This is a genomic window from Olsenella sp. CU969, assembly GCF_905219715.1.
Lineage (GTDB): Bacteria > Actinomycetota > Coriobacteriia > Coriobacteriales > Atopobiaceae > Granulimonas > Granulimonas faecalis.
On the sequence record NZ_CAJMXC010000066.1, the window covers coordinates 1 to 10,510 of the forward strand.

General features: G+C 69.0%; 6 protein-coding genes and 2 tRNA genes. 5 read left to right on the forward strand and 3 right to left on the reverse strand.

What is annotated here, in order from left to right; all coding sequences use genetic code 11:
• Positions 1-3,428: 3,428 nt before the first annotated feature.
• The 5 genes from JX283_RS06695 (at position 3,429) to JX283_RS06715 (ending at position 8,049) form a co-directional block, all read left to right on the forward strand.
• Positions 3,429-4,829 carry an InlB B-repeat-containing protein gene (locus JX283_RS06695; RefSeq protein ID WP_135977506.1) on the forward strand — a complete coding sequence of 467 codons (1,401 nt, stop codon included), beginning with the start codon at positions 3,429-3,431 and terminating at the stop codon, positions 4,827-4,829.
• An 844-nt stretch (positions 4,830-5,673) separates the two neighbouring features.
• Entirely contained in the window at positions 5,674-5,892 is a 219-nt protein-coding gene (locus tag JX283_RS06700; protein WP_135977502.1) for a hypothetical protein, read from the forward strand.
• Entirely contained in the window at positions 5,885-6,790 is a 906-nt protein-coding gene (locus tag JX283_RS06705; RefSeq protein ID WP_204829885.1) for an N-acetylmuramoyl-L-alanine amidase, read from the forward strand. Before JX283_RS06700 ends, JX283_RS06705 begins: the two co-directional genes overlap by 8 nt.
• Positions 6,791-7,055: 265 nt before the next feature.
• On the forward strand, positions 7,056-7,586 hold the full coding sequence (locus JX283_RS06710; protein ID WP_204829886.1) for a Panacea domain-containing protein: 531 nt from the start codon (positions 7,056-7,058) through the stop codon (positions 7,584-7,586).
• Between the two features lies 1 nt (position 7,587).
• A complete protein-coding gene (locus JX283_RS06715; protein WP_204829887.1) occupies positions 7,588-8,049 on the forward strand; it encodes a Fic family protein in 462 nt (153 codons plus the stop codon).
• Positions 8,050-8,292: 243 nt separating this feature from the next.
• Here the strand turns inward: JX283_RS06715 and JX283_RS06720 are convergent.
• From JX283_RS06720 to JX283_RS06730, 3 genes are all read right to left on the reverse strand, one after another.
• Positions 8,293-8,368, reverse strand: a tRNA-Lys gene (locus JX283_RS06720).
• A 39-nt stretch (positions 8,369-8,407) separates the two neighbouring features.
• On the reverse strand, positions 8,408-9,685 hold the full coding sequence (locus tag JX283_RS06725) for an aminopeptidase (protein WP_204829888.1): 1,278 nt from the start codon (positions 9,683-9,685) through the stop codon (positions 8,408-8,410).
• Positions 9,686-10,309: 624 nt separating this feature from the next.
• Positions 10,310-10,384: transfer RNA gene (locus JX283_RS06730), tRNA-Gly, on the reverse strand.
• Positions 10,385-10,510 lie beyond the last annotated feature (126 nt).

The following is a 10,510-nucleotide window of genomic DNA, read 5'->3' on the forward strand; positions in this document are numbered from 1 at the left end:
GCGCCGGGGTCCACCACGGTCGCCGACTGCCGGTGGGAGGGCCGGTCGCTGCGCGCCATCGCCGCCCTCGTCGTGCAGAACGCCATGGGCAAGCCGGGCGGCTCCCTGCCCATCGACGTCGCCCACTACGCCGGCGAGCGCGGGGGCCACGAGCGCACGTACAAGGGGTTCAACGCGTCCAACAACGCCGCCGCCAAGCTGCTGGACGCCATCACCAACGTCGAGGGCGGCCCCGACATGCAGTTCCGCCCCTACCTGGCCGACGCCACCCACCTGCGCTGGCGCCTCGAGGCCGGTTCGGACGGCTCGCCGAGGCTGTCCTCCTCCGGCCTCGTGCCGGTGCTCACCTGCCACCCGGGGGGAGGCACGCTGCAGGACGTNCAGGTNGCCCACCTCGCCCCGGTCATGAGGGTCTACGGGACCGGGACCGGCGGCGACGAGGCCACCCTCTGCCACCTCGCCAGCGACACCGCGCTCTGCTCGAGGCAGGACCCGTGGCCGCTGGCCGAGACCGCCCTTTCCGGGTCCGCGGACTGGGACAGCGCGGCGCTCGTGCNCGAGCACGCCGCCGGCAGGCNCNAGGNGTCCAAGCGGCCCATGGTNCAGATCGCCGGGACGGTGAACGCCTTCGACCCGGACTGNCCCGTGAGGCCGGGGACGTTCTGGCCCGGGCAGGAGGCGCTGGTGGACCTCGACGGGTTCCCGACGCTGCCGGACGGCAGGTACAGGCTCAGGGTGATGGAGATGGCCGGGGACCTCGGAGGCACCGTGAGGGTGACCTTCGACCAGATGGTGGACCCGTGGGAGGGGGGCGCCTATGCGCCACAGTAAGGCCGTCGACCTCATGGACCCCATGGAGGCGCTCGCCGGCGCCGTGGCCGTGGCGGTGTCGGGCGTCCAGGCGCTCGGCACGTCGGAGACGGGGACCTACAGCTTCGACAACGCCGACGGCACCTCGACCGTCATAGGGGCGGCCACGGGCGACGTCACCCTGGCCACCCACGTGGGCGACACCACGCCGCCGCCNGTGANGACCGGCATCGCCGCGACCTCCGTGGACGGCACCGTGGCCGTGACGTGGGACGGCACCCTGGCGGGCGACGTGCCCGCCGACTTCCTCCGCGTGAACCTGTACGTCGACGGCGAGTGGTTCGCGGCCCTGACCGAGGCCGGCAGCTGCCTGACCCCTCCCCAGGCCGTGGGCTCCACCGTCTCGGTCACCGCCACATCCGAGGACGACGCGTGCCTGTTCGACGGCACCCCGGCCCACAACGTCTCGGACCACTGCGCACCGGTGGAGGTGGTCGTGCGCGACCTTTTCGCCGAGGGGNNGGCGGAGCTGGACGCCGCGAGGGAGGAGGCCCGGGAGGCCATCGACGCCGTCGACAGGACCGCGGCCGAGGCGGCCCAGGCGGTGGCCGGGGCCGTGGCCGCCGCCGGGGAGGCCAAGGACGCCGCCGACGCCGCCTCATCGGCCGCCGACGAGCTCCGGCGGACCGCCGCCACCAAGACCGAGGTGACGCAGGCGGTGGACGCGGCCAAGGGGGAGGTGCTCACCTCCGTGGCCGCCGACTACGTGGACAAGGAGACCGGCGCCACGCTGGCCACCAGGAGTGAGCTGGCCCAGACGGCCTCGTCCATCCGCTCAGAGGTCTCCGAGGCATACGCCACCAAGGAGTCCACCGAGGGCCTCGCGTCGAGGTCCGAGCTGGAGCAGACCGCCACGTCCATCCGCGCCGAGNTGGCCCGCGACTACGTGGACAAGGCCACGGGGGCCGCATACGCCACGAAGAGCGANCTCANGGTGGAGTCNGACGCCATCCGCGCCGAGGTGGGCGAGGTGGCCGAGACCGCCGAGGGGGCCGTGGACCGCGCCGCCGCGCTGGAGGTCGCCGCCGACGCCATCAGGGCCGACGTGGCGTCCACCGCNGAGACCGCCGACGCGGCCATCTCCAAGGCCACCTCCGTCGAGCAGACGGCATCGGNGCTCTCGGCCAAAATCACCGAGACGGCGACCAAGGCGGACCGGACGGCGACCAAGGTGACGGACCTCTCCGCCACTGTGGACGGCGTGTCCTCCTCGGTGGCCAAGGCCCAGCAGACCGCCGACGGTGCCGCCACCGCCGCGTCCAAGGCCCAGCAGACCGCCGACTCCATCACGTCCACGGTGGAGGCCAACTACCTCAAGAAGGGCGACGCGGCCGGCCTCTACGCCTCGAAGACCGAGGTAAAGCAGACCACCGACGCCATCCCCCTCACGGCGCAGTCGGCGCTGGCGAAGGTCGACGGGCTCAAGGTGGGCGGGACGAACCTCGCCACGGGCTCCANGGACTTCACGGCCATGTGCGCCCCCAAGGGCGGGCTTTCCGCCGTGGACTCGACCGCGGTGCCGGGCTTCAAGTCGCTCAACGTGCCGCGCCCTGCCACGGGTGACTTCGACCCCATAAACTTCAAGCTCGACATCCCGGCCCCGAAGAAGGGGGACGTCCTCACGGTCTCCTTCGACGCCAGGGCCGTGTCGGCCGGCGGGGACATCATGTGCTATTGCTGGGCCGATGGCACCGGGCTCCACCCCGTCGCCAAGACGGTCGTCAACAGCGACGGGGTCAAGAGCACCGAACCCGACGGGGCGAACAGCTTCCATGTCGGGTCCAGCAAGGTTCGGCGATACTGGTACACCGTCACCTACGACGCCGACGCCGTCACCGCCCCGCAAATCCTCATCGGAAGAATAAGGAGTGATTGCGCCGCGACGAGCGTCAGCCTGCTGCGCATCAAGGTGGAGCTGGGCAACGCCCCTACCGACTGGGGCCCCGCCCCGGAGGACGCCGAGGCCACCTACGCAACCAAGGCTGCCCTCAAGGTGGAGTCCGACCGCATCTCCGGCGTGGTCAGCGAGCAGGCGGGGCTGGCCGAGAGGGCCAGCGCCTTGGAGCAGACCAGCGAAGGCCTGAAGGTCACCATGACCGAGACGGCCAAGAAGGCCGACGACGCCAAGGAGGCCGCGGAGGGCGCCGCCGACACGGCCAACAGCGCGATGGACCTGGCCGAGTCCTCCCAAGACATCGCCAACCAGGGCGCCGAGGCCACCGCCGGCTCCATCGCCGCCCTCAACGAGTCCGTCGCGGAGAACAACAACATCCTCGCCGAGCTGCNAGCCTCGGGCATNGCCGACCTGTCGGCCATGGTGCGCATCGTCCAGCAGGGCGGCGTGCCCCTGCTGCAGCTGGGCAGCTCCACCTCCGACNTGTGGGTGCAGNTCTNCAACNCCCAGCTCNCCNTCANGNACGGAGNCGCCGCNGTGGCCTACGTCAGCGGCATGAGACTCTACATATCGCAGGCCGAGGTGACCGGCTCTTTGGGCGTGGGCAACTTCGCCCTCATGCCCCGGTCCAACGGCAACCTGTGCTTAAAGAAGGTGAGGTGACATGGCCGACGTCTACGGACCCACGACCAACCACTGGAGGGCCTGGCTCACCTACACGGTGTCCCAGGGGCCAGACTCGGTGACGGTGACGGTCAAGGGAGGCCCCCAGGCCGTGGGTTGGGGATTCTCCATCTCCAACAGCATCGCCACCTCCATCGCGGTGTCCTGGACGGGCGGCGTGTCGGGGTCGGGAGGACTCCAGTCGCCCTCGGGCGGCAACGGCTGGAACACCCATTGCTCGAGGACCTTCGTCATCCCCAAGGACCACTCCGGCTACAACGGCTCCATCATCTGTACGGTCACCAACCGCTCGGGCTACATGAACGGCACGTCCACGGCCCAGGCGAGCTTCCCCTGCCCGGCCAAGGACCACTGGGCGGTGACCTACAACGCCAACGGCGGCAGCGGCGCCCCGGGGGCGCAGACGAAATGGCACGGCGAGGTCCTGACGATCTCGGGCACCCGGCCGACCCGCGCCAATCACACCTTCCAGGGATGGTCGACCTCCGCCGGCGGCGCGGTGCAGTATGCGCCGAACTCCCGGTACGGGATGGACGGCGGGGCGACCCTCTACGCCGTATGGAAGCTCGACCACCTGCCGCCCGTCCTCTCGAACGTCCATGCGTCCCGCTGCACGGCCGCAGGGGTCGCGAACGACGAGGGGACGGCGTTCCACGTGAGCGCCGCCTACAGGGCCCAGGCGGCGTCCAACACGCCCAAGGTCACCGGCATATCGGTGAAGTGGAGGCAGGCCGGGGCGAGTGCCTGGACGGACGGCGGCACCATCGCCGTCAACGCCGCCAGCGGCACCGCGAGCTCCGCGGCCATCGCGCCGGGGTCCATCGCCACGGACAAGAGCTACGAGGTGCTGGTCACGGCCACCGACTCCAACGGCCTCACCGCCTCGGTCCAGACGGGCGTCGGGCCGAGCTACTACACCATGGACATCCTGGCATCCGGCAAGGGGGTGGCCTTCGGGAGGGCCTGCCCGGGTCCCGGCTTCCACGTGCAGGGCGACCCCGTGACCCTCAACGGCCTGCAGCTGTGCTCCGGGTCGTCCAACGTGGCCGGGCAGGTGAGGAGCGCCATCGGGCTCGCCGACTCCGGGTGGCAGGCCGCGGCCAGCGGCGGGTGGGAGGTCAAGTACCGGAAGTACGGCCCCCTCGTCACCCTGCGCGTCGCGACCGCCAACATCGCCGCCGGCGCGTGGGTCAGGTGCGGCTGGTCGGTGCCCGCCGGCTACCGCCCGAAGTACGACATAACCAACGCCGCCTACGGCCCGGACGCCGCCGGCAACAACGTGTGCCGCTACACCGTGGGGGCCGACGGGCGCCTGACGGCCCACCGCTACGGCTCCGGCACCACCTACGTGACATGGACCGTCACCTACCTGACGGCGTGAGGGGAGGGGGGTGGACCCCGAGATGGACCCTGTGTTCCTGAAAGAGACCGAGGCGGACGCCCCGGTCCACGGCATGGACGGCGAGCCGCTCGGGTCGTGGGACCCCGGCAGGGGCGAGGTCGTCTACACCTACGCCTGGGACGGGGAAAGGCGGGCCTACGTGGCCGAGTCCGGGACCTACGTGCCCTGGCCGCCGGGACGCCTGGCCGAGATGGAGGCCGAGCGCGCGGGCGNGGAGTGGCGCGCGTCGGTGGACGAGGCCCTGTGCGGCCTCTACGAGTCGGCGGCGGGGNGTGAGNGACGATGGCGGGGCTGACAAGGCTCGACCTGTCCATGGTGGCCGTGTACGCCAGGCGCGTCCTGCGCNGAGACATCTNCGTGGACGACGTCCCGGCCCGCATCAGGGAGCTGGTGCGGGAGCGCGTGGAAGGCTGAGACGGGGCCCTGCGGGGCCCCTTTCCTTTAGAGAGGGGGCGGGGCCCTTGGACCCCATGAAGCTCGCCGANACCGNGGTGGCGCTCGTCCTGGGCGGCGTGGTCACGTGGTGCGTGGCCCGCATCAACCGCATGGGCGACGAGGGCAGGGACGCGGCGGCGGCCCAGTCCCGGCGCGAGGACGCACTGGACGCCGCCGTGCGGACGCTGCTTCGGAGCCACATCGTGGACGCCTACGACGTCTACGTGCTCGGCGACAAGCCCATGAGCGTGGAGCGCAGACAGGAGCTGGACAGCTGCTACCAGGCCTACCACGCCTTGGGCGGGAACGGCACCGGCACGGGGCTCTACGAGGAGATCTGCAAGGTGCCCGTGAAGACCTTCTACGGGCAGAGCAGGAANGACAAGGCATGAGACGAATCACAGAGGCGTTCGTGGCGTGGTGCGCCGACGACTCGGCGGCGGCGCGCTTCGAGCGCACGGTCGTCCAGGGCGTGCTCGCGGCCGTGGCCGTGGGCGTGACCACCGGAGAGTGGGGGGCGAGCTTCGGCACGGCGGTCATCGTCGCGGTGCTCTCGCCCGTGCAGGCGGCCCTCGGCGGGGCCGGGAAGGGGGAGGAGCATGTCTAAACCGCTGTATATCATCCCCGGCCACGGGCACGGGGACCCCGGCGCGGTCGGGGGCGGCCATAACGAGGCAGACTCCGTGAGGAACCTCGCCAGGCGGGTCANGGAGCTCGCGGCGGACCCCTCCGACGTGGAGCTGCACGACTTCTCGCGCAACGCCTACGCCCAAGGGGACCTCAACACGCTGAACGTGCCCAAGGGCACCATGGTGACGGAGCTGCACCGCGACTCCGCCAACGGCTCGGCGCGCGGGGCCCACGTCATCATCAAGGACGGCTTCGAGGCCGACGCCTTCGACAAGGCGCTCGCGAAGAACCTGGCGACCATCTTCCCCGGGCGCTCTTCCACCCTCGTGAAGCGGGGCGACCTGGCCAACGCCAACCGCGCCGCCAGGCGCGGCATCAACTACCGCCTGGCCGAGGTCGGCTTCATAGACAACGCCACCGACCGGACCATCTTCAACGACCGTCTGGACGAGATCGCCCGAGCCATCCTGTCGGCGGCGGGCATCNCCGCCAAGGGCGGCGCGGTGCCGTCCACGCCTGCNACCCCGGCCCCGTCCACCGGCGGGCTCTCCGTCGACGGCTGGTGGGGATGGGGCACCACCAAGGCCCTGCAGGCGCACCTCCGTTGCGTGGCCGACGGCGAGGTCTGGGGCCAGTACAGCGGCAACCGCCACCTCATGCCCAACTGCGCGGGCGGGTGGAAGTGGGGCGCGAACCCCAGCGGCTCCCCGGTCATCCGCGCGCTGCAAAGGCTCCTCGGCGTGACCTCCGACGGCATCATGGGCGCGAACACCATCAAGGCCCTCCAGAGCAGGCTCGGCGTCTACCCCGACGGCGTGTGCGGCCCCAAGACCGTCCGCGCCCTCCAGGCCGCGCTCAACGACGGCAGGCTGTAGCGGGGCCCCTTGTTTATACGATTCGCCCGNAAGTACAAACAAGGCCGCCGAGGGCGGCCCCCTTATTGACACTCGGTACAAACAAGCCCCCGGCCCCTGCGATGGGGTCGGGGGCGTTTTCGTCCTATCAAGGTGTGATTGGAGAAGAATCTGGACCATGGACCGTTTGGAGCGTATAGTAATCCGATTACCGGAGAGCCATGTTTGGCGNCCGCCCTTGTCGCTAGAATGGCCAAAACGCAACGTCCGGTGGAGAGGGGAGGACATGCCCATGACCGGAGTCACTACGGCCGTCGACCTCGCGAACGCCATCGTCGACCGCTATGGCGGCAGTGGGTTCGTGACGAACATGAAGCTCAACAAGCTCGTCTACTTTGCCTATGCCTTCTTCCTCAAAAGTGGAGCTCGTCTTTTTGACGACGACATCGAGGCGTGGCAGTACGGACCCGTCGTGCCCTCTGTCTACCATGCGTACAAATCGAACGGCTCCAAACGCATAACCAAGCCCGTNTCGTCCGACTACGACGGCACCGCGGCGAAGGTTGCAGACGTCGTGTGGAGCCTCTACGGCAACCTGACGGCCTACGACCTCATGAGGTTGAGTCATAAGGACGGCGGCGCGTGGAAAAATGTGGTTGACCACCGAGGCCTCCGCTCTCCCATAGACGACACGGATGTGGTCTCTTCGATCGATGCGTCTCCCGAGGGCCTTGCGGGGATGACGACCATATCCTCTTCCGTCAGCGACTCGATGGACCGGTGGGCGGTCGCCATGGAAATGCTCAAGGACAGCTGACGTGGAGCCCCGCGGGCCCCGCGACGCGGTCGTGTTCACGGNCGACTTCGAAATCGAGAGCTTCATCGACTCAGTGCTGGAGGTGCGGGAGTCGGCCGTCGCCGGCAAGGAGCATTACGACGCCGACAGGCCGGGGGCCCGCGACATGGTGTCCGCCATCGTGTCGGGGGCCTTCGTCCCGGTCTTCGGGACCATGGCTTGCAGGGACCTGGCCGCTCAGGCCGCAAGGATCTCTTCGCGCATCGCCCTTGAGCACCCGTTCTCGGACGGCAACAAGAGGACGGCGCTGCTCATGGTCGGCGTCGTCGTATCCCAGTGGGGCGACGGGGCGGTGCTCGACGAGTCGGTTGACTCCCCGGAGTTCTTCGACGTCATCCAAGCGGTTGCCCAGCGGTCCATGGGCGAGGATGACTTCGCTGAATGGGTTCGCGGGCGGATCGATTGGGGGGCCGGCGACGTGTAGAACGGGCCCGCCGGCCGCCGTCGCGGCGGCATTCGTCTGAACGCCGTGTGTTGCCCCCGGCCCCCGTGTGGGGTCGGGGGCGTTTTCGTGNGTCTGGGCATGATGCCGCATTTTGTCGACATAGGACCATCGTTGATGTCGAAAGTCCGACCGTTCCACCGCGTTCCACCGTGGTGCGGCCGATGCATATAAATAAATATCCCTACCCGCTGGTTAACAAGCAGGTAGGGATATATAAGTTCATGGTGGGCCCTGTGGGGTTCGAACCCACGACCTTGAGATTAAAAGTCTCCTGCTCTGCCAGCTGAGCTAAAGGCCCATGAACGCACGCGATGCGCACGGTATGTGCAATCTTACCCTACTCCCACGCCCACTGGCCATGGATGAACACCGGGACCTCTTCGCCCTTGGCGGTGACACCCGTGATGTCGAGGTCGTCGGTGCCGATCATGAAGTCCACGTGCTGGGCGCTCTGGTTGACACCGGAGGCCTCGAGCTCCGTGGGCGAGAGGTCGTAACCGCCCTCGTAGCACTCGGGGAAGCCCATGCCCAACGCCAGGTGGCATGAGGCGTTCTCGTCATAGAGGGTGTTGTAGAAGAGCAGGCCGCTCTCGCGGATGGGCGTGTTCTTGGAGATGAGCGCGCACTCCCCCAGGCGAGCCGCCCCCTCGTCGGTGGCGAGGATGTGCTCAAGGACGTCCGCCCCCTCGGCGGCGCCGAAGTCGGACACGCGACCCCCCTCGAAGCGGAACCAGAAATCGCGCACNACACTGCCNTTGTGGACGAGCGGCAGGGCCGAGTGGACGATGCCGTCGGCGCGGTTGCGGTCGGGGGTGGTGAAGACCTCCTCGGTGGGGATGTTGGGGAAGAACCGCACCCCGCCCTGGGTCTCGGCGGCGCCGCCGTCCCAGATGTGACGCGGCGAGAGGCCGATCANGAGGTCCGTGCCGTTGCTCTCGCTCACGTAGTGGAGGGCGTCGAAATGACGGCGGTTGAGCGAGCGCTTGTTCTTCTCGAGCGTGGCGTTGTGGGTCTCCCAGGCGCTCTGGGGGTCGTCGGTCACGCGGGCCACGGAGAGGATGGCCTCCCACAGCTCGACGACCGCGGCGTGGGGACCGAGGTCGGGGAAGACCTTCTGGGCCCAGGCGCGGGTGGACACGCCGCCGATGCACCAGGCGTTGAGGCCGAAGTCCANTCCGTGGCGCCACACGTCGCACTGGGTGTTGGAGGNNTTGCGGCGGGCCGCCACCTNGGCCTGGTCCACGCCGGCCATGCCGTCGGGGTCGTCGCCGTCCAACCACAGGAAGGCGGCTCCCTGCTCGGCGAGCCCGTTCATCTGCTTGACGCGCCACTCGGGCACGCGCTCGAACCAATCCTTGGGCACGTTCTCGTACTCCATGCGGGTGACGGCCTCGTCGCTCCACACCACGGTGACATGGCCGGCACCCTCGGCGTAACCGGCCGCGACGACGTCGCGCACAAAGGAGACGGCCTCGACGGCCGCCTCCACCACGAGCTCCTGGCCCTCGGTGAGGCCGAGGCCCTCGCGCACCAGCAGGTGCGCGTACTTCTTGAGACGGGGTGCGAGCGCCCCCATCTGAATGTNGAACTCCTCGTCGGTAAGCTCACGGCTCATGACCGGACGACTCCTTTCAGAGTTTTGCAGAAGACCTTGCACGCGGGCGGGTCCGGCTCAGCAACGGAACAGCCGGTCGTCGTCCGCCCCCGTCTCATACCCAAGGCAGAAGTCGAGCGNGTCCACGAGGTACGGGGCGAACGTCGACGCCTTGGTGGCGGCCAACTTGGGCACCGGGACCAGCTTGCGCCAGAAGGGGGTGTTGCGCGCCATGAGGACGGAGGTCGCANAGAAGTTCTTCATCACGCCGTCGTCGAACCCGAACCTCCGGTACCACTGGTCGGCGTTCCTCACCCCGTACTCCGCCAGGAAGGCCTTGGCGTCGCCTCGCGACTCCACCGGGCATGCCGGTATGACGAAGCCCATGTGCCGTGCCACATCCCACACAAGCTGGTCGGCCTCAGGGTAGAACGAGAGCTCGTCGCCGACGGCCTCGTGGATGAGGGAGACCAGGGCCTCCGGCGCGATCTTGGGGTCGAGGGAATAGGTGCCATCGGAGTTGCGGTTGCGCACGACGAACGCCCTGATCGCCTCCGCCATTCCCCGGTCGAACCTCTCCTGCATGGCCTCCTCCTGTCTGCCACACACACAAAAAAGCCCCCTTGGCGGGGGCCGGAAGCGCGATGGAGCGGGCAACGGGACTCGAACCCGCGGATGTCAGCTTGGGAAGCTGATGCCTTACCACTTGGCGATGCCCGCATCGGGCTTGCATTATAGCCCAGATGCGCCCGCGTGGCACGGCGGCGCGACGCGGTATCCCGTCCCCATCACCCATCCTCGACACCCGCGCCCGACATTCTCCCCGTACCTTCCTCCCCGCCCCTG

What these genes read in the sequence shown, in the direction of transcription:
- JX283_RS06695 (WP_135977506.1), top strand. Translation starts at nt 3,429, where the DNA reads ATGGCCGACGTCTACGGACCCACGACCAACCACTGGAGGGCCTGGCTC.
- JX283_RS06700 (WP_135977502.1), top strand. Translation starts at nt 5,674, where the DNA reads ATGAGACGAATCACAGAGGCGTTCGTGGCGTGGTGCGCCGACGACTCG.